18 protein-coding genes are annotated in these 18,928 nt (G+C 70.9%); 6 read left to right on the top strand and 12 right to left on the bottom strand.

Annotated elements, in window-relative coordinates:
• Positions 1–64: 64 nt before the first annotated feature.
• Positions 65–448, bottom strand: a complete 384-nt coding sequence (locus tag IE153_RS23105) for a VOC family protein (protein WP_189591718.1) — start codon at positions 446–448, stop codon at positions 65–67.
• A 159-nt stretch (positions 449–607) separates the two neighbouring features.
• The gene (locus IE153_RS23100; RefSeq protein ID WP_189591717.1) at positions 608–1,648 is read right to left on the bottom strand and encodes an NAD(P)-dependent alcohol dehydrogenase; all 1,041 of its coding nucleotides are present in this window, start codon (positions 1,646–1,648) and stop codon (positions 608–610) included.
• A 180-nt stretch (positions 1,649–1,828) separates the two neighbouring features.
• Between IE153_RS23100 and IE153_RS23095 the strand changes: the two genes are divergently transcribed.
• A complete protein-coding gene (locus IE153_RS23095; RefSeq protein ID WP_189591716.1) occupies positions 1,829–2,740 on the top strand; it encodes a helix-turn-helix domain-containing protein in 912 nt (303 codons plus the stop codon).
• Positions 2,741–2,792: 52 nt separating this feature from the next.
• Here IE153_RS23095 and IE153_RS23090 read toward each other — a convergent pair whose 3' ends face one another.
• The 5 genes from IE153_RS23090 to IE153_RS23070 form a co-directional block, all read right to left on the bottom strand.
• Positions 2,793–3,305, bottom strand: coding sequence for a hypothetical protein (locus IE153_RS23090; protein ID WP_189591715.1), 513 nt, complete (start codon positions 3,303–3,305; stop codon positions 2,793–2,795).
• A gap of 77 nt (positions 3,306–3,382) precedes the next feature.
• Positions 3,383–6,637: a S8 family peptidase gene (locus tag IE153_RS23085; protein ID WP_435811936.1), complete on the bottom strand. Its 3,255-nt coding sequence runs from the start codon at positions 6,635–6,637 to the stop codon at positions 3,383–3,385.
• Between the two features lie 267 nt (positions 6,638–6,904).
• The gene (locus IE153_RS23080) at positions 6,905–7,582 is read right to left on the bottom strand and encodes an ABC transporter ATP-binding protein (RefSeq protein WP_189591763.1); all 678 of its coding nucleotides are present in this window, start codon (positions 7,580–7,582) and stop codon (positions 6,905–6,907) included.
• 16 nt (positions 7,583–7,598) lie between these two features.
• On the bottom strand, positions 7,599–8,849 hold the full coding sequence (locus IE153_RS23075) for a L,D-transpeptidase (protein WP_189591714.1): 1,251 nt from the start codon (positions 8,847–8,849) through the stop codon (positions 7,599–7,601).
• 285 nt (positions 8,850–9,134) lie between these two features.
• On the bottom strand, positions 9,135–9,464 hold the full coding sequence (locus IE153_RS23070; RefSeq protein WP_189591713.1) for a hypothetical protein: 330 nt from the start codon (positions 9,462–9,464) through the stop codon (positions 9,135–9,137).
• 109 nt (positions 9,465–9,573) lie between these two features.
• On the opposite strand from IE153_RS23070, the gene IE153_RS23065 reads away from it, so the two are divergent.
• The gene (locus IE153_RS23065; protein WP_189591712.1) at positions 9,574–9,888 is read left to right on the top strand and encodes a hypothetical protein; all 315 of its coding nucleotides are present in this window, start codon (positions 9,574–9,576) and stop codon (positions 9,886–9,888) included.
• 46 nt (positions 9,889–9,934) lie between these two features.
• Here the strand turns inward: IE153_RS23065 and hutH are convergent, their stop codons facing one another.
• The 3 genes from hutH to IE153_RS23050 form a co-directional block, all read right to left on the bottom strand.
• Positions 9,935–11,473, bottom strand: coding sequence for a histidine ammonia-lyase (gene hutH / locus IE153_RS23060; RefSeq protein WP_189591762.1), 1,539 nt, complete (start codon positions 11,471–11,473; stop codon positions 9,935–9,937).
• A gap of 117 nt (positions 11,474–11,590) precedes the next feature.
• Positions 11,591–12,742: a GGDEF domain-containing protein gene (locus IE153_RS23055; RefSeq protein ID WP_189591711.1), complete on the bottom strand. Its 1,152-nt coding sequence runs from the start codon at positions 12,740–12,742 to the stop codon at positions 11,591–11,593.
• A gap of 110 nt (positions 12,743–12,852) precedes the next feature.
• Positions 12,853–13,653 carry an enoyl-CoA hydratase/isomerase family protein gene (locus IE153_RS23050; protein ID WP_189591710.1) on the bottom strand — a complete coding sequence of 267 codons (801 nt, stop codon included), beginning with the start codon at positions 13,651–13,653 and terminating at the stop codon, positions 12,853–12,855.
• A 234-nt stretch (positions 13,654–13,887) separates the two neighbouring features.
• On the opposite strand from IE153_RS23050, the gene IE153_RS23045 reads away from it, so the two are divergent.
• Entirely contained in the window at positions 13,888–14,565 is a 678-nt protein-coding gene (locus IE153_RS23045; protein ID WP_229829121.1) for a hypothetical protein, read from the top strand.
• A gap of 25 nt (positions 14,566–14,590) precedes the next feature.
• Here the strand turns inward: IE153_RS23045 and IE153_RS23040 are convergent, their stop codons facing one another.
• Positions 14,591–15,697 carry an adenylate/guanylate cyclase domain-containing protein gene (locus tag IE153_RS23040; protein ID WP_142160202.1) on the bottom strand — a complete coding sequence of 369 codons (1,107 nt, stop codon included), beginning with the start codon at positions 15,695–15,697 and terminating at the stop codon, positions 14,591–14,593.
• Positions 15,698–15,884: 187 nt separating this feature from the next.
• The gene (locus IE153_RS23035; RefSeq protein WP_189591709.1) at positions 15,885–16,751 is read right to left on the bottom strand and encodes a biotin--[acetyl-CoA-carboxylase] ligase; all 867 of its coding nucleotides are present in this window, start codon (positions 16,749–16,751) and stop codon (positions 15,885–15,887) included.
• 110 nt (positions 16,752–16,861) lie between these two features.
• Between IE153_RS23035 and IE153_RS23030 the strand changes: the two genes are divergently transcribed.
• The 3 genes from IE153_RS23030 (at position 16,862) to mmpB (ending at position 18,905) form a co-directional block, all read left to right on the top strand.
• Positions 16,862–18,466 (top strand): acyl-CoA carboxylase subunit beta, encoded by a 1,605-nt coding sequence (locus IE153_RS23030; RefSeq protein ID WP_189591708.1) that lies wholly within the window; start codon positions 16,862–16,864, stop codon positions 18,464–18,466.
• A gap of 25 nt (positions 18,467–18,491) precedes the next feature.
• Positions 18,492–18,701 (top strand): acyl-CoA carboxylase epsilon subunit, encoded by a 210-nt coding sequence (locus IE153_RS23025; RefSeq protein WP_031109407.1) that lies wholly within the window; start codon positions 18,492–18,494, stop codon positions 18,699–18,701.
• A gap of 75 nt (positions 18,702–18,776) precedes the next feature.
• Entirely contained in the window at positions 18,777–18,905 is a 129-nt protein-coding gene (gene mmpB, locus IE153_RS42395) for a morphogenic membrane protein MmpB (RefSeq protein WP_086025112.1), read from the top strand.
• The last annotated feature ends 23 nt before the right edge of the window (positions 18,906–18,928 follow it).

Raw genomic sequence — 18,928 nt, 5'->3', positions numbered from 1 at the left:
ATGTCGCCTTCGCCGGTATGACGCGCGGCGGCGCGACGATGTGACGAGCCGGGGTGCGGACGGTTCAGCCGCCGCTGCCGTAGGGCCTCGTGATGATCTCCAGGCGGTGGCCGTCGGGGTCGTCGAAGTACGCCCCGCGGCCGCCGTCGTTGTGGTTGATCTCGCCGGGACGGCTGTGGAACGGGTCCGCCCAGTAGGTGAGACCGGCCTGCCGGATACGGCCGAAGATCTCGTCGAACTCGTCCTCCGAGACGAGGAAGGCGTAGTGCTGCGGCGTGATGGCACCGGGGCTGTCCATGAAGTCCAGGGTCACGCCGTTGGAGATCTCGACCGGGAGGAACGGGCCGTAGGGCGGGCTCACGTCGAGCCCCAGGAGGTCGGCGAGGAACCGGGCCGAGGCGCGTTTGTCGTGGGCGACGACGATGGTGTGGTTGAGCTGCACGGTCATGGCGGCCTCCCCTGACGTACGTGGCGGCGGACCCCTGCGGTGCACTCCCCCACGTGTACCCCGCGCGCACCCCGTCGTGCATGTCGTGCATCACGAACAGCCCTGAGGGCCCCGGCGCGCGGCCGGGGCCCTCAGGGCTGTCTCACTTGGGGGGTGGGGTCAGATCGTCGCCGTGTCGATCACGAACCGGTAGCGCACGTCGCTGGCCTGGACCCGCTCGTACGCCTCGTTGATCTGGTCACCGCTGATCAGCTCGATCTCGGCGCCCAGGCCGTGCTCGGCGCAGAAGTCCAGCATCTCCTGGGTCTCCGCGATGCCGCCGATCATGGAACCGGCGAGGGTCTTGCCGCCGCCGATCACCGAGAAGAGGTTGAGGGAGACCGGCTCCTCGGGGGCTCCGACGTTGGCCAGGGTGCCCTCGGTCTTCAGCAGGGACAGGTAGGCGTTGAAGTCCAGCGGGGCGGACACCGTCGACACGATCAGGTCGAACGTGCCGGCCAGCTCCTCGAAGGTCTTCGGGTCGCTGGTGGCGTAGTAGTGGTCCGCGCCCAGCCGCAGGCCGTCCTCCTGCTTGCGCAGGGACTGCGACAGCACGGTCACCTCGGCGCCGAGGGCGTGGGCGATCTTGACGCCCATGTGGCCGAGGCCGCCCAGGCCGACGATCGCGACCTTCTTGCCGGGGCCGGCGCCGAAGCGGCGGAGCGGGGAGTAGAGGGTGATGCCGGCGCACAGCAGCGGCGCGGCGACGTCGAGGGAGAGGCCGTCGGGGATGCGGACGACGAAGTTCTCGTCGACGACGACGTTCTCCGAGTAGCCGCCGTAGGTGGGCTCGCCGTCCTTGCCGATGCCGTTGTACGTGGGGACGTTGCCCTGCACGCAGTACTGCTCACGGCCGGCCTTGCAGTTCTCGCACTCGCGGCAGGAGTCGACCATGCAGCCGACGCCCACGCGGTCGCCGACGGCGAACTTCGTGACGCCCGGGCCGACCGCGGAGACGACACCGGCTATCTCGTGGCCGGGGACCATCGGGAAGATCGCCTCGCCCCAGCCCTCCTGGGCCTGGTGGATGTCGGAGTGGCAGATGCCGGCGAACTTGATGTCGATCAGGACGTCGAACTCGCGGACCTCGCGGCGCTCGATGGTGGTGCGCTCCAGCGGAGCCTTGGGAGCGGGAGCGGCGTACGCAGCAACAGTGGTCATGCCGTGGGTTCTCCTAGCGGGGTTCCGTGCCCGGCTGCCTTCTGGATCTTCTGACCGGGCACGATCACCAGCGTGCCGGATTCGTTCGTGCTCACCCAGACCACGGTTTTGCGTACGCACACGGTGCGTACCACTGGCGGGGTCAGGCTCGTGGGCGTACGACCAGGAATACTGGACGGCATGGACGAACAGCCCGAACCCGCACAGACGGCCGGTGGCCTGGACCGGCGCGCCGAGCTCAGTGAGTTCCTGCGCACCCGGCGGGCCCGGCTGAAGCCCGAGGACGTGGGGCTGCCCGACTTCGGGCGGCGGCGGGTGCCCGGGCTGCGCCGTGAGGAGCTGGCGCAGCTGGCCGGGGTGTCCGTGGCGTACTACACGCGGCTGGAGCAGGGCAACGGCCGCAACGTCTCCGCGGAGGTGCTGGACGCGATCGCGCGCGCCCTGCGGCTGAACGACGCCGAGCACGCGCACCTGATGCATCTGGCGAAGCCGAAGCAGCACAAGAAGAAGCCGGTGACGCGCAGCCAGCAGGTGCGGCCTGCGCTGCGGCATCTGCTGGACTCGATCGAGTCCGTCCCGGCATACATCGTCGGGCGCCGCTCGGACGTCCTGGCCTGGAACCGCATGGCGTCGGCCCTCTTCGGCGACTGGGCGGAGGTGCCGGCGCAGGAGCGGAACTGGGCGCGCATGGTGTTCCTCAGGCCCGAGTACCGCGAGCTGTTCGTGGAGTGGGAGCAGAAGGCGTCCGACATCGTCGGCTATCTGCGCATGGACGCGGGCTGCCACCCGGACGACCCGCGGCTGTCGGCCCTGGTGGGCGAACTCTCGGTGAAGAGCGAGGAGTTCCGCCGCCTCTGGGCCGCCCACGACGTCAAGGAGAAGAGCTACGGCGTCAAACGCCTGCGCCACCCCCTGGTCGGCGACCTGACCCTGTCCTTCGAGACGTTCCGCCTGGTCGACGACGGCGAGCAGTCCCTGATCACCTACCACGCGGAACCGGACACCCCGTCGGCGGAGGCCCTGCGCCTGCTGGCCAGCTGGGGAGCGGACGCGACGCGCTCGGGCACCAGGGCCTCGACACCGTCGGAGTGAGAGGCACCCGCGCCTCGGTCACCGCCGCCCGTGCCCCCGTAACCGTCGTGCCTCAGTCGACGACGCCCAGGTCCTCCCGCATCAGCCTCCGCATCGCGGACAGCCGCGGTTCGGCCTCCTTCAGGTCGAGCAGGGCGCCTTCGGCACTCTCGCCCTCCCGGGCCACGCCGCGGTCGAGTCGCTTGACCGCCGCGTCGGTGCCCGCGAGGACCTCGTTGACGGACCGCGAGGCCTCCAGGATCCGCTCCGGCACGATCATCTGGGCCTGCGCGTACCGGTCCCGGTAGTCGCGCCGCGTCTCTTCGAGCTGGTCACGCTCGGCGTCGCCGTAGACCCCGTCGCGCAGGCGGTGCAGGGCGTCCTTCAGGAGGGTGTGGAACTGGCGTGAGGCCCTGTTCATGGCCGTGTACGCGTCCCTGCGCTCCTCGAACCGCCGTCGTTGCTCCTCGGCCCGGGTCTCCTCGTCCCGCTGCCGTGCGGAGAGCCGCTGGCCGAGCACCGGCGCGAAGAGCGTGCCGAGGACACCCACGACGGCGGTGATCATGGCGGTCACGGCGGCGGTCATGCGAGGACCCTACTGACGCGGCAGGCCCGCCGGAAGCCGAGGCTTCCGACGGGCCGTCAACGCGCTCGCGCTACCGCTTACTTGCCGTAGTACGCGTTGTAGATCGAGATCGTCGACTTGTTGCCCTTCTTGTCGGCGATCTTGGCGTGGAAGGAGATGGCCTTCCCCTTCGCCGGGTTCTTGACGCTCACCTTGCCGTCCTTGACGGTGAGTTTCTTCCAGGTCTTGCCGTAGTCGTACGACACGTAGACCGACAGCGACTTCAGGTTGCTGCCCTTGGCCGCGCCCTCGACGGTGACCGGGACCTTGACGGTCTTGTCGGCCGGGGCCTTGCTGTCCAGACCCGTGGTCGCGCCGAAGCGGGCCGTGGAGACGGGGAGCTTCGTGATGCTGTTGGTCTTCTTCGAGCGGAACGTCCAGCTGGCGTCGACGCGAGTGGAGGCCGCGGCGACCTTGACGCTGCGCTTGACCGACGTCGTGAGCTTGTACTCGGCGTCGGCGGCCGGGACCTTGAACTGCTTGTCGCCGAACAGCGGGTCGTCGTTGCTGCCGACCTTGGTGCCGTTGCGGTAGAGGGTCGTGTCGACCGCGGAGAACGTCGAGTAGCCCACGTTGCCCTTGCCGTCGGCGAACAGCGGCAGGGAACCGTAGATCTCGTTGCCCTCACGGATGACACCGAAGTCGCCGGTCAGGCGCGGCCCGAAGACAGCCGTGTTGACGGTCTTGGAGTAGCTCTTGCCGGCCGCGAACGTGTGCGTGCCCATCGCGTAGGCGGCCTCGTCGACCGGGAAGCCGTCCTCGTCCACACCCCCGGACTGGGCGAACTCGAGCTGCCACTTCACGCCACCCTGGGCGGACACGTGGATCGTCCGGGTGCCGGGCAGGGCCTGCTGCATGCCGATCGAGGAAGCGCTGGAGCTCCACGGCATCCAGCCCACCGCGTTGACCGAGCCCTTCTTGCCGCTCGCCGCGGCACCGAGACCGGCCTTCACCGTGGCGAGTTCGCTCGCCTTGTAGTGCTTGGTGAATCCGGTGGCGAGCTGCTTGACCGGGCCGCCGGCGATGACGTTGTACTCCTCGTTGGCGCCCTTGGACCAGTGGCCGTCCCACTGCTGGGTCACCGAACCGTCGGTGATCTGCGGGCCGACGTGGGCGCTGCGGAAGCCGTCGTAGGAGTCCAGCCACCAGCCGAAGCCGTAGCTGCTGTCCCCGCTCTCCACCGTGTAGTCGGCCGAGGCGAACTCCGACTTGACGCCGGTGGCCGGGACGGTGATGTCCACCGGCTTGGCCTTGCGGGCGTCCAGCGTGATCGTCGTGTTCTTGGTGAGGTTCAGTTTGGGCTGAGCGAGCCAGTCGACGCCCTCGAACTTCTCCGGGTCGTCGCCCACGTAGATGTTCGTGTTGAGGACGTAGGTGCCCTTGGGGACACGGGTGGTGACGGTGCCGTCCTCGTCGTACGGCATGGCCCCCTTACCCAGGCCCAGGCCCGCTATGCCGGTCAGGTCGGCGCTGTAGTTCTTCGCGGCCTTGCCGTCGCGGTCGAGGAACTTCAGCGTCACGTCGTACGACTCGACCTCGCGCTGCACCGCCGCCGCCGTGCGGACCGTCTGGCCGCCGCCCGTCGCCGTCACGTACGCCGAGTACGCGCCGTCGACCGTGCCGCCGAGCTTGGTGTTGACGGTGAACGGCACGGAGGCCTTGCCGCCGGCCGGGACCGTCACCGAGGTGGCGCCGAGCTTGAAGAAGCCGGACGGGACGGCCTGGCCCTTGGGGTTGGTGGCCGTCGACGTCAGCTTCAGCGTGACGTCCTTCGTACCGAGGTTGCGGTACGTCAGCTCCTTGGTGACCGGCTTGTCGTCGGTGTGCGGCCACTGCTGCACCCCGAAGCTCACCGAGACCGGCTCGGCGATCACGGACTGCTTGATGGCCTTGTCGACCTGGATCCGGCCCGAACCCTGCTCGAACGGGGTGTACTTGCCGCCCTTGGTGGAGGCGGTGAGGGCGCCCTTCAGGCGGTCGCCCGTCCAATCCGGGTGCTGCTGCTTGAGGATCGCCGCCGCGCCCGCGACGTGCGGGGTCGCCATCGAGGTACCGGAGATCGTCATGTAGCCGGCCGGCTTCTCGCCGACCTCCTGGGCTATCTGGTTGCCCGGGGCGGAGGCCGCGGTGATGTCCACGCCGGGCGCGGTCACATCGGGCTTGAGGGCGCCGTCCATGCCGGGGCCGCGGCTGGAGAAGTCGGCGAGCTCGTCCTTGTCGTCGACGGCGCCGACGGTCAGGGCCGCCGCGGCGCTGCCCGGGGAGCCGATCGTCTGCTCGCCGAAGTCGCCCTCGTTGCCGGCCGCGATGGCGAACAGGACGCCCTTCTCGTCGGACAGCTTGTTCACCGCCGCTTCCAGCGGGTCGATCGCGGGCGTGTCGCCGCCGCCCAGGCTCATGTTGATGACGTCGGCGCCCTCGGCGACGGCCCACTCCATGCCGGCGAGGATCTCGGAGTCGCTGCCGAAGCCGCCGTCGTCGAGGACCTTGCCGTTGAGGATCTTCGCGCCGGGCGCGACGCCCTTGTACTTGCCGCCGGACTTCTTGCCGGTACCGGCCGCGATGGACGCGACGTGCGTTCCGTGGCCGACCTTGTCGGAGGCGTCGGGCGAGGTGGTGAAGTTCTTGGCGCCGGCCACCTGACCCTTGAGGTCGTCGTGGGTGGCGTCGACACCGGTGTCCAGGACGGCGATCTTGGTGCCCTTGCCGTCGTAGCCGGCCGACCAGGCCTTGGGCGCGCCGATCTGCGGGACGGACTTGTCGAGGCTGGCCTTGCGGACGCCGTCGAGCCAGACGTGCGCGATGCCGGAGGCGGTCTTCTCGCCGTTGGTGACCGCGTCCCAGAGTTCGGGCGTGTCCTGCTGCGGCGTCTGCACGGCGTCCGCGTTCACGGACTTCAGCGCGTGGCTCAGGGTGCCGGCCTCGCGGACGTCGGCCTTGGTAGCGGCAGCGCCACCCTGGTAGCCGACGATGACCTTCAGGCCCTTCTTCTGGGCCTTGCGGGTCGTCGACTTGTTGAGCTCGGTGACATCGAAGAGCCGCTGGTCGAGCTTGCCGGTGGCGACCAGGCGGGCCGCGTCGGCCGGGATGACGAGGGTGTGGCCGTCGACCTTGCGGATCTGGACGGGTACCTTCTCGCGGCCCTTGGCGTGTTCCAGGCCGATCACACGGCCCTTGGCGTCCAGCACGACGCGGTCGCCGGTGATGAGTGTGATGCGGTGCTTGGCGGTAAGGGACGCCGGCTTGGCGGACGCTGCCGTCTGCTCGCCGTTGGCCGACGCCGGGCTGGTCATGCCCGCGGCCAGTGCCACGGCCGCCGCTGTGGCGACGGTGGCCGCGTACGCCCTTTTCACTTGTCTGCGCAAGTTTCCCCCTTGCAGAAGAACCGGGCGAATTCCCCGTTCACCCGGCCGGGGGTGGTCTCGTACGCGTGCCCGTACACCCCCCGGAATACGCAGTATGCCGAGGGGTGATCAGCTGCTCAATAGATGAGAGGACGGTAAGAATCCCGTCGGCCGACTGTTACACGGCCGACGGAACTCCGTTACAGGGCCGCGCGGTTACGCACGCGCGTTCTCCTTGACAGAGATGCGGCCCTTGCGGATCGTCGCCACACGCGGAGCCTTCTTCGCTATCGCCGAGTCGTGGGTGACCATCACGAAGGTGAGACCGAGTTCCTCCCACATGCGTTCGAGTACGTCCATGATCTCGTCGCGCATCGATTCGTCGAGATTGCCGGTGGGTTCGTCGGCGAGGAGCACCTTCGGCTGTTTCACCAAGGCCCGGGCGATGGCCACGCGTTGCTGCTGACCGCCGGACATCTCGCCGGGCAGATGCGCGAGACGCTCGCCGAGACCGACCGACTTCAGTGCCTCGGCGGCCTGTTCGCGTCGCTGTTTCGGCTTCACGCCGAGGGGGACGAGGGCGGTCTCCACGTTTTCCTGCGCGGTGAGCGTCGGGATGAGGTTGAAGGACTGGAAGACGAAGCCGATGCTTTCGCTTCTCACCCGGGTCAGTCTCGCCTCCGGCAGGGCGGCGAGGTCGGTGCCGTCCAGGACGATCTCGCCGGAGGTGGGCCGGTCGAGGCCGCCGAGCATCTGGAGCAGTGTGGACTTTCCACCGCCGGTGGGGCCCTGGATGACCAGTCTGTCTCCGTCGGGGATGGTCAGGTCTACCCCCGGCGACGAAAGGCCGCCGCCCACCCCGGGTGTCCGGGGTGGGCGGCGGCCTTTCGTCAGGAGAGCCGGCGAATCGTCAGACCGCGGAACCGGCCTTCCAGTCGGCCCAGCCCATGTTCCAGCCGTTGAGGCCGTTGTCCGGCGCGACCGTCTTGTCGCCGGTGTTCTCCACGACCACCACGTCACCGAGCATCGAGTTCTTGAAGAACCACGCGCCCGGGGTGTTCGGGTCGTTGGCGCCCTTGGCGTCCTGCAGGCCGACGCAGCCGTGGCTGGTGTTCACGCTGCCGAAGATGGACTTCGCGCCCCAGTAGTTGCCGTGGATGAACGTGCCCGAGCTGGAGAGGCGGATGGCGTGCGGCACGTCCTTGATGTCGTACTCGCCCTTGCCGTCGTCGTCCGTGAAGCCCACGGTCGCGCCGTTCATGCGCGTCTCCTTGAACTTCTCGGACATCACCATGATGCCCTCGTAGGTCTTGTTCTCGGGCGAGCCGGCGGAGATCGGGATCGTGCGGACGGTCTTGCCGTCCTGCGTGATCTTCATCTGCTTGGTCTTCGCGTCGACGTACGAGACCTGATTGCGGCCGATCTTGAAGGTGACCGTCTTCTGCTGGACGCCGAAGACGCCCTTGGCTCCCTCGACACCGTCGAGCGCGAGCTTCAGCGTGACGGTGGAGCCTTCCTTCCAGTAGTCCTCGGGCCGGCAGTCCATGCGGTTGGCGTTGAACCAGTGGCAGGCGACTTCCTGGCCGCCGGTCGTGCTGACCTTGATGCCCTTCTGGACCGCGGCCTTGTTGGTGATCGCCTTGTCGAAGTTGATCGAGACCGGCATGCCGACGCCGACGGTGGTGCCGTCGTCCGGCGTGAAGTTGCCGATGAAGCTGTTGGACGGGGAGACCGTGGTGAACGAGGCGTTCTCGTGGGCGACGCGACCGTCGGAGTCCTTCGCCTCGGCCGCCAGCTTGTAGGTGGTGGACCGCTCCAGCTGGGCGGTCGGCTTCCAGCTGGTCTTGTCCGCGGATATCTGGCCGCTGACCTCCGCGCCCTCCGACGTCGTCATCTTCACGTCGGTGAGCGTGCCCTTGCTCACGGTGACGGCGGCGGAGTTGTTGATGGAGGCGTTGTCCGAGCCGTCCTCGGGCGTGATCTTGATCTGGGCCTCGGAGGTCTTCTTCGCCGCGGCCTCGTCGACCTTCGACTGGGAGCTGTCGCCTCCGTCGCCCCCGGAGGCACTGTCGTCGCCTCCGGAACACGCCGAGAGCATCAGCACTCCGCCGAGCAGTGCGGACGCGACCGTCAGGCCCTTGCGCCGCTTACTGACCGTCATCACACGCTTCTCCATCGTTGCCGATTTCCCCAAAACCCCGAGTGTCCCCGTCAAAAACCTGAGTGCCCCCGTCGGGACCCGTGAGTCCTCGCCAGGACTCGTGAGTCCTCATCCGGAACTTTCAACGCTACGACCGGTTCGTCCGGTTCCCCAGGTCGCGCAGGTGTGGGGATCACCACGTCCGTGACGGACGGGGCCGGTCGTTACGGGTGCGGTCGGTGCGTCGCTTGAGACGCGAAGACCCCGGGCGGCGGTTGCCGCCCGGGGTCACGAATCCCGGACAGCTCAGCCGTTGCCGTCGTCGCCATCATCCTCGTCGAGGTCCCAGTCCGGCGAATCGGGGTCGTAGTCAATCCGTTCACTGCTCCAGGAGGCCTGCTGGAGATCGATCCCCGGCACCTGGCTGACCAGGTCGAACGGGTCCACGAGGTACGCGAGGGCCTCCGCGGTGTCTTCCGTCACAGCGCCCTCGGCCTGGGCTCGTTCCGCCGCCGGCACGTCCGCCTCCTCGGCGATCCGGCGCAGCGCGGACTTGGTGACCGCGTCCGCGTCGTCGACCTCGAGAACGAGTTCCACCCGAAGCCGTACAAACCGTGATGTCTCTGGAGTGCTCATGGCGGGAGCGTACGTCCAGGCCCACCCGTGACTTTCCCGTGACCCGCGACTTTCACTAACATCGCCCCACACGGCCAATTCGCCGACGTCACAAGGGGATCGATATTCCGTGTCATCCGCTCGCCGCCCGTTGCTGACCGCCTCCGCCGCGGCGTCCCTGCTGGGCGCCATGTGGTTCGTTCCGTCCGCCAACGCGACGTCGGACTCCCCGGTGAGAGACGCGGTCTCGACGAGCCCGTCGCCGCAGGTCACGGAGCAGGCCCGGATCGCGGCGACGACCGCGGACACCTCCGTCACCGGCACCCGCCTCGCCGACACCGGCAGCTTCGACAGCACGCCGTACGTGATCGGCGGGACCTTCTGCCTCACGCTCGGCGCCGGGTTCGTCGTGTACTCGGTGCGCCGGGAACGGCTCGGTTTCTGACGGCCGTTGACGCGGGGCCCCGCCGGACGACGGGACCCCCGCGGCCCTACTGAAGCGGCCCGGTGACCTTCTCGACCGCGGCCAGCAGCCGCCCCTCGCGCACGAACGCGTCCGCCGCGGCGAGGTCGGGCGCGAGGAACCGGTCCGGCCCGGGGCCCTGGACTCCCGCCTCCCGTGCGGCGTCGATGACCGCCTGCGACGCGGGCGCCGGGGCCAGGCCCTCGCGCAACTCCACGGCGCGCGTGGCGGCGTAGAGCTCGATGGCGATCACCCGGGTGAGGTTGTCGACGGCCGTGCGCAGCTTGCGCGCCGCCGACCAGCCCATCGAGACGTGGTCCTCCTGCATCGCGGAGGACGGGATCGAGTCGGCGGACGCCGGTACGGCGAGCCGCTTCAGCTCGCTCACCAGCGCGGCCTGCGTGTACTGAGCGATCATCAGGCCCGAGTCCACACCGGCGTCGTCGGCGAGGAACGGCGGCAGGCCGTGGCTGCGGTTCTTGTCGAGCAGCCGGTCGGTGCGCCGCTCCGCGATGGAGCCGAGGTCGGCGGCGGCGATGGCGAGGAAGTCCAGGACGTAGGCGACGGGCGCCCCGTGGAAGTTGCCGTTGGACTCCACGCGCCCGTCGGGCAGCACGACGGGGTTGTCCACGGCGGCCGCCAGCTCGCGGTCGGCGACGAGCCGGGCGTGCGTCATGGTGTCCCGCCCGGCGCCGGCGACCTGCGGGGCGCAGCGCACCGAGTAGGCGTCCTGGACGCGCGGGGCGTCGTCCTGGTGGTGCCCGGTCAGCCCCGACCCCTTCAGCACGGCCAGCATGTTGGCGGCGCTGGCGGCCTGCCCCGGGTGGGGCCGGATGGCGTGCAGTTCGGGGGCGAGGACCTTGTCGGTGCCGAGCAGGCCCTCCAGGGACAGGGCGGCGGTGACGTCGGCGGACCGGTAGAGCGTCTCCAGGTCGGCCAGGGCCATCACCAGCATGCCGAGCATGCCGTCGGTGCCGTTGAGGAGGGCGAGGCCCTCCTTCTCGCGCAGTTCGACCGGCTGGATGCCGTGCGCGGCGAGGAGTTCGGCGGCCGGGCGTACGACACCGTCGGGGCCCTCGGCGTCGCCCTCGCCCATGAGCGCCAGCGCGCAGTGGGACAGCGGCGCGAGGTCGCCGGAGCAGCCGAGGGAGCCGTACTCGTGCACGACGGGGGTGATCCCGGCGTTGAGGAGGTCGGCCATGGTCTGGGCGACCTCGGGCCGGACGCCGGTGTGCCCGGAGCAGACGGTCTTCAGCCGCAGGAACATCAGGGCGCGGACGACTTCGCGCTCCACGGCCGGGCCCATCCCGGCGGCGTGCGAGCGGACGATGTTGCGCTGGAGCTGCGCGCGCAGCTCCGGGCTGATGTGCCGGGTCGCCAGGGCACCGAAGCCGGTGCTCACGCCGTACACGGGGTCCGGCTTGGCCGCCAGCGCGTCCACGATCTCGCGGGCCGCGGCGAGGGCGGCCACGGCCTCCTCGGAGAGCTCGACGCGGGCGCCGCCGCGCGCCACGGCGAGCACGTCGGACGCGGTCACCCCGGACGTCCCCACCACCACAGTGTGCATATCCATATTCAGGAGCGTACGCAGTGAATTCGATGATGTCACCACTGGGGGCGGCGTTCACCCCTTACCGAATGCGTCACACACCGCCGGTTACCGGTCACACCGCCAGGGCCGGGGTCAGGGCGCGTGCCGACCGCGGAACCGCCGGCGCTCTCCGCCCTCCTCCCGGGACGGCTCGTCCGCGAGCCGCAGTACGGGATCGTCTGGCCCGGCCCGGCCCGCCACCACCGGCCTGTCCGCCCGCTCGGCCTTGGCCCGGTACTGGGCGGCGTCGGCGAGCCGGAACAGCCGCCGGGCGGAGCGCACCGGCCCGATCGGGTCCTCGGTGGACGCGACCCCGCAGGCCACCCCGTCCCCGAGCTCCAACTCGGCTGCTCTGCGGCACAGTTCGCCCGCCGCCTTCACGACCTGGTCGGCGGGCGGCCCGACCGCGAGCAGACAGAACTCGTCGCCGCCGAGCCGCGCGGCCAGCGCCCCCGGCAGCATGGCCCCGCACAGCGACAGCACCGACCCGAACCGCTCCAGGAGCCGGTCCCCGGCGGCGTGCCCGTGGGTGTCGTTGACCCGCTTGAGCCCGTTCAGATCGCAGACGACGAGACTCACGACGGCGCCGTCCCGGCGGTGCCGCTCGATCGCCCGCTCCAGGCGCACGTCCACGGCGCGGCGGTTGGCCAGCCCGGTGAGGGAGTCGGTGAAGGCGAGCCGCCGGGCCTCCTCCAGCCGCTCGGTCTGGGCGATACCGGCGGCCACGACGGAGGCCAGGACCGTGGCGAAGTCGGCGTCGCCCCGCCCGAAGACGGTCTCTCCGGCCGGCCGGGCGACATACAGCTCTCCCCAGGCCCGCCCGTGCAGCACGATGGGCGCGACGACACAGCAGCCGCGGCCCCGGCGGCGCAGGGCGGCGACCCGCTGATGGCAGTACCCGGGCTCCCGGCCGGCGGCGGGCCCCTCGGCGGTCTCCACCCACGCGTCGGGCTCCCCGCCCCCGGCCCACTGCTCGTGCAGGAACTCGGTGATCTCCGCGAACTGGTGCACCGGGTAGGCCTCGTCCTCGGGAAACTCCTCCTCGCCCTCGGCCAGCTCGCCGACGTTCACGAGGACCCTCAGCCGTCCGAGCTCCCGCTCCCAGACCGACAGCGCGGCGAAACTCCCACCCAGCGCCCGGCACGCCCCGGCGGCCGCGGCACGCCACGCCTCACGCGACCCGTGCGCGGCCGCCATCCCCTGAGCCAACGCGACGACGGCCGCCAGCCGTCTGTCCTCACCCATCACTCCAGGCTAGGGAGTTTCCAGCCAGACTGACCTGTTTACGACGCGAACGGGGACGACTGTTGTCACAGGGGTCCGCTCCGTGCTGCCACCGGGGTCCGCTCCGGCCCCTACTCCCCCGGCCACTGCGGCTTGCGCCGCTCGTTGAAGGCCGCGACGCCCTCCGCCCGGTCCCCCGAGAACGCCGTGGTCCGCCACGCCGCGTCCTCGACCTCCAGCCCGGCGCGCAGATCCAGCCCCTGCCCGAGCCGCAGCGCCCGCTTCGCCGCCCGCAGCCCCACCGGGGAGTTCCCGGCGATCCGCGCCGCCAGGGCCAGCGCCTCCTCCCGGTCCCGCCCCTCGTCCACCAGCTGATCGACCAGCCCCAACTCGCCCGCCTCCACGGCCTCCACCCGCCGCGCGGAGAAGATCAGCTCGGCCGCCCGGGCCGCCCCGACCCGCCGCGGCAGCAGCTGTGTGCCCCCGCCCCCGGGGATCACCCCGACCGACACCTCCGGCAGACCCACGACCGCCGTCCGGTCCGCCACGATCACGTCGCAGGCCAGTGCCAGCTCGAACCCGCCCCCGAGCGCGAACCCGTGCACCGCCGCCACCGTCGGCACCGGCAGCTCCAGCACCCCGGTGTACGCCGCCCGCGTCACCGGCCGCTGCCGCAGCAGATCAGCGTCGCTGAAGGAGTTCCGCTCCTTCAGATCGGCCCCGACGCAGAACGCCCGCTCATGCGTCGAGGTCAGGACGACCGCCCGGACGTCCCGGTCCTCCCCCAGCGCCGTACACGCCCCGGCGACGGACCGCGCCATCTCCGTCGACACGGCGTTCATGGCCTTGGGCCGGTCGAGGACGAGCTCCGCGACATGCCCCTGCTCATGCCGCCGCACCAGCACGAACTCCCCGAACCGTTCCTCACTCATGACACCCTCCGGTTAACGCGGGTTAACAAGGTCGACGCTCAGATCATCGCAGCCGCACCCCACCCGCGAAAGGGCCGACGGGTCCGGTTCCCCCCACCACCCCCCGCCCACCCGTTCGAGTGACATCACCCCAACTCCGACCCAACCGCCCATGGGAGCGCATAGCGTGCGTCCCCCATGGCGCACAGGGGGCGCGAGTGCCTCGGGGAGGGGCCGTTTCGGGGAGGGACCGTGATGACGACGAACACGACGGCGAAGCCGCGAGGGGACACCAGGGCCGCCACGGCACCCCTCCGGCGTGAGCTGCCCGCGCCCCACGGGCCGGCCCCCGCCGAGGCCGCTCTCCTCCCTCCCCGCGTCCGGGGCCGCCACCGCAAGCCCCGGCCCCGCAAGGTGCTGCTCGCCGCCGGCGGCCTCGCCCTCGCCGCGGGCGCCCTGAGCCTGCTGCGTCTGACCTCCGGCCCGGGCGCCGACGCCGGCACCGTCGAGGCCGGCCCTCGCCCGGACCCGGTCACCACCGCCACGGACGACGCCACCCAGACCGCCGCGACCTTCCCGGCAGTCCCCGACGCGAGCCCGTCGTCACCCACGGCCCTGGGCTCCCTGCCTCCCTCGCCGGTCACCAAGGGGGCGCGGCCGTCCCCGTCCGCCACCACCGGAACCCCGGCGACCGTCACAGCCGCCGGTCCGACGTCCACGACCATCCCCGACACGCCGAACGCCCCCGCCCCGGCGCCGACGGCCTCGGGGAGCGGCGACGCCCCGCGACCCGCCCCGACCCCGCCCGCCCCGCCGAGCCGCACGACACCGGCCCCGGCGCCCCAGCCCGAGGAGCCGAAGAAGCCGCACGACCCGGGCCTGTGCGTACCGGTGATCGGCCTGTGCGTGGACGCGCCGGTGGGCGGTCGCTGACAGCCGAGGGACAACCGACGAGCGGCTACGGCGCCCCGTCCCGGCGCGTGAGCAGCCACGGCTCCACGACACCCAGGCCGCGCACCGGCCGCTGCCACATCGGCTGGAGCCCGAAGCGGTACACCGGGGGCTCCTCGCCCTCCTTCTCCGCCGCGGCGGCCTCCTCGGCCGCCTCCGCCTCCGAGGCCGGGGCGTCCTGCGTACGGATCAGCTCCTCGGCGAAGGCGGTGTCGACGAGGACGGCGTCCTTCGGAGCTATCGAGGTGAGCCGGGAGGCCAGGTTGACGGTCGTACCGAACACATCACCCATTCGGGTGGTCACCGTGCCGAACGCCATGCCGACGCGCAGCTCCGGCATCGTCTCGTCGTGCGCCATGGTCTCGATCAGCCGCAGGGCGATCTCGGCGGCCGTGCCCGCGTCGTCGGCGGCGTAGAGCACCTCGTCGCCCAGGGTCTTGATCAGCCGTCCGCCGTTCGCCGCCACCAGGTCGGCGGCCGTGGTCTCGAAGGCCTCGACGAGCTCGCCGAGCTCCTCCTCCTCCATGCGGCGGGTCAGGCGCGTGAAGCCGACCAGGTCGGCGAAGCCGACGGCGAGACGCCGGTCGACCATCTCCTCGTCGTCGGCCGCCTGCACGACCCGCCCGGCCGAAGCGGCGAGCTGGCGGCGCCAGACGTAGACCAGGAACTCCTCCAGCTCGGGCAGGAGCAGCTCGACGATCGGGTACGTGACCTCGGTGCGGGTCATGCCCGGCTCGGGCGGCTCGGTCAGCCCCTCCAGGAAGGAGTCGATCTGCCACTCGGCGAGCCGCGCGGTGGTCTGGCCCGTGGACCGGGCCACCTGGACGGCCATCGCCTCGCTCAGCAGCCCCGCCTCGACGAGACCGGCGAGGCGCCGCAGCGCGAGGACGTCGGCCTCCGTGAGGGCCTTGGCCTGGCCGATGTCGGCGAAGCCCATGGCCCGCCAGAAGCGGGAGGCCAGTTCCATGGAGACACCGGCGCTGCGGGCCGCCTGAAACGGGGTGTAGCGGCGCTCGGCGCCCAGGATGAGCCCTTCGAGGCGCAGGGCGAGCGGATCCTCGCCGGAGTCGGCGCCCTGCGCGTCCTCGCCGGAACCCGAGTCGTCGACGGTCACGCGTGTTGCCCTTCCGATCTGTCACGGTCATGTATCGACCGGCCTCAACTCTACGGCAGGTGTGCGCCAGCTCACTCCGTCAGGCTCAGCCGGGGCCGTCGCTGCGGCATGCGTGCCGCTAAGGGCGGCACGGGTGGGCGCAGCGGCACCCCGCTACGCCGGGCTGCCGGACCCACCCGGCCTCAGATCACGCCGGCCTCAGGTGCACGATGTCCCCGGCCCCGACCGGCTCCTGCATCCCCTCCTCCGTCGCCAGTACCAGCCGCCCGTCTCCGTCCACAGCCACCGCTTCCCCGACGACCGCCCGATCTCCCGGCAGCTCCGCCCGCACCACCCGCCCGAGCGTCGCGCACCCGGCCGCATACGCCTCCTGGAGCCCGCTCGGCCCCGGGTCACCCCCGGCCTCGCGCCACTTGCCGTACCACTCCTCCAGCGAGCGCAGCACCCCCCGCAGCAGCGGGTCACGGTCCGTGCTCACCGCCCCGGCCAGCCCCAGCGACCCCGCCGTCGGCACGGGCAGCTCGTCGTCCTTCAGGGAGACGTTGATACCGACCCCGATGACGACCCCGCCGTCGCCGGCCCGCTCGGCCAGGATCCCGCCGGCCTTGCGTTCCGCTCCCCCGACCGTGACCAGCAGATCGTTCGGCCACTTCAGGGCCGTGTCCACGCCCGCCGCCCGCGACAGGCCCGTCGCCACCGCGACCCCCGTGAGCAGCGGCAGCCAGCCCCACCGCGCCACCGGCACCTCGCTCGGCGTGAGCAGGACGGAGAAGAAGAGGCCGGAGCGCGGCGGCGCCGTCCACTGGCGGTCGAGCCGGCCGCGCCCAGCCGTCTGTTCCTCGGCGACCAGCACCGCACCCTCGGTCACCTCGCCCTTCGCCGCCCGGGCCACCAGATCGGAGTTCGTGGAGCCGGTGCGCTGCACCACGTCCACCTCCGACCACAGCCCTCCCGGCCGTACCAGACCCCGGCGCAGGGCGGTGATGTTGAGGGGCGGGCGGTCCAGGTCCGACCACCGGCTTCCGTTCGGCTCTGATGCATCTCGCGGCGTCATGCAAGCCACCCTAGGTGTGGTAAACGCCGCACTGCCGATGTGGAGGCACCCCACTACTCTACGGATGAGTAACCGTCCCCCCTTTTGAGCAGGCAGGGAGCCGCATCCCGATGTCCGAGCCGGAAGAGCAGCAGCAGCCCGACATTCACACGACCGCGGGCAAGCTCGCGGATCTGGAGCGACGCATCGAGGAAGCGACACACGCCGGCTCCGCTCGTGCCGTCGAGAAGCAGCACGCCAAGGGCAAACTGACGGCCCGTGAGCGAATCGAGCTCCTGCTCGACGAGGGCTCCTTCGTCGAGCTCGACGAGTTCGCCCGGCACCGCTCCACCAACTTCGGCCTCGACAAGAACCGCCCGTACGGCGACGGGGTCGTCACCGGGTACGGCACCGTCGACGGCCGCCCGGTCGCCGTGTTCTCGCAGGACTTCACCGTCTTCGGCGGGGCCCTCGGCGAGGTCTACGGCCAGAAGATCGTCAAGGTCATGGACTTCGCCCTGAAGACCGGCTGCCCGGTCATCGGGATCAACGACTCCGGTGGCGCCCGCATCCAGGAGGGTGTGGCGTCGCTCGGCGCGTACGGCGAGATCTTCCGCCGCAACACCCACGCCTCCGGTGTCATCCCGCAGATCAGCCTGGTCGTCGGGCCGTGCGCGGGCGGCGCGGTCTACTCCCCGGCCATCACCGACTTCACGGTCATGGTCGACCAGACCTCGCACATGTTCATCACCGGCCCCGACGTCATCAAGACCGTCACCGGCGAGGACGTGGGCTTCGAGGAGCTGGGCGGCGCCCGGACCCACAACGCGACCTCCGGAGTCGCCCACCACATGGCGGGCGACGAGAAGGACGCCATCGAGTACATCAAGCAGCTGCTGTCGTACCTGCCGTCCAACAACCTCTCCGAGGCACCGGCCTTCCCGGAGGAGGCCGACCTCGAGGTCAACGACGAGGACCGCGAGCTGGACGTGATCGTCCCGGACAGCGCGAACCAGCCGTACGACATGCACGCGGTGATCGAACACGTCCTGGACGACGCCGAGTTCTTCGAGACGCAGCCGCTGTACGCGCCGAACATCGTCACCGGCTTCGGCCGGGTCGAGGGCCATCCGGTCGGGATCATCGCCAACCAGCCGACGCAGCTCGCCGGGTGCCTGGACATCAAGGCCAGCGAGAAGGCCGCCCGCTTCGTGCGCACCTGCGACGCCTTCAACGTCCCGGTGATCACGTTCGTCGACGTCCCCGGCTTCCTGCCCGGCGTCGGCCAGGAGCACGACGGCATCATCCGCCGCGGCGCCAAGCTGATCTACGCCTACGCCGAGGCGACCGTCCCGCTCATCACGATCATCACCCGCAAGGCCTTCGGCGGCGCCTACGACGTCATGGGCTCCAAGCACCTGGGCGCCGACCTCAACCTCGCCTGGCCCACCGCCCAGATCGCCGTCATGGGCGCCCAGGGCGCGGTCAACATCCTGCACCGCCGCACCATCGCGGAGGCCGAGGCGAACGGCGAGGATCTGGAGGCGGTCCGGGCGCGGCTGATCCGCGAGTACGAGGACGCCCTCCTCAACCCCTACGTCGCGGCCGAGCGCGGTTACGTCGACGCCGTGATCCGGCCCTCCGAGACCCGCCGGCACGTCGTACGGGGTCTGCGTCAACTGCGTACGAAGCGGGAATCCCTGCCTCCGAAGAAGCACGGCAACATCCCCCTCTAGTCCGCAGCGAGCCCAGGAGGCCCACATGACGATCAAGGTCGTACGGGGCAACCCGACCCCGGAGGAGCTGGCCGCCGCCCTGGCGGTGGTCAGGGCCCGCGCCGCGGCGGCGGCAGCCGCCCCGCCCGGCGCGCCGACGTCCCGCGATTCCTGGTCCGACCCGTCCCGCATCGCGGCCCACCGCCTGCCCCAGCCGGGGCCGGCGGCGTGGGGCCGTACCTACTGGCCGGGGTGATGCGTGGGGGTGGGCCCGGCAAGTTGAGTACGCGTACTCAGGCGCCGGCCCACCCCCCGTCCGACCATGGAAGGCATGCTGTGGTCCGACCCCGAGAACGAGCCGCCCGAAGAACTGCGTGACATGCAGGACATGCTGCGGCGGCTGAGCGTTCTCCTGGCCCTGGCCATGGTGCTCGTGATGATCGTGATCGGCGTCAGGTGAACCGGCCCCGCCCGGGTGACTAA

Origin of the sequence: Streptomyces massasporeus (assembly GCF_014648995.1) — a bacterium.
In the GTDB taxonomy this organism is placed as follows: Bacteria; Actinomycetota; Actinomycetes; order Streptomycetales; family Streptomycetaceae; genus Streptomyces; species Streptomyces massasporeus.
Note: the sequence above shows the minus strand (reverse complement) of the source record. Positions and strands in the feature narration are given on the sequence as shown.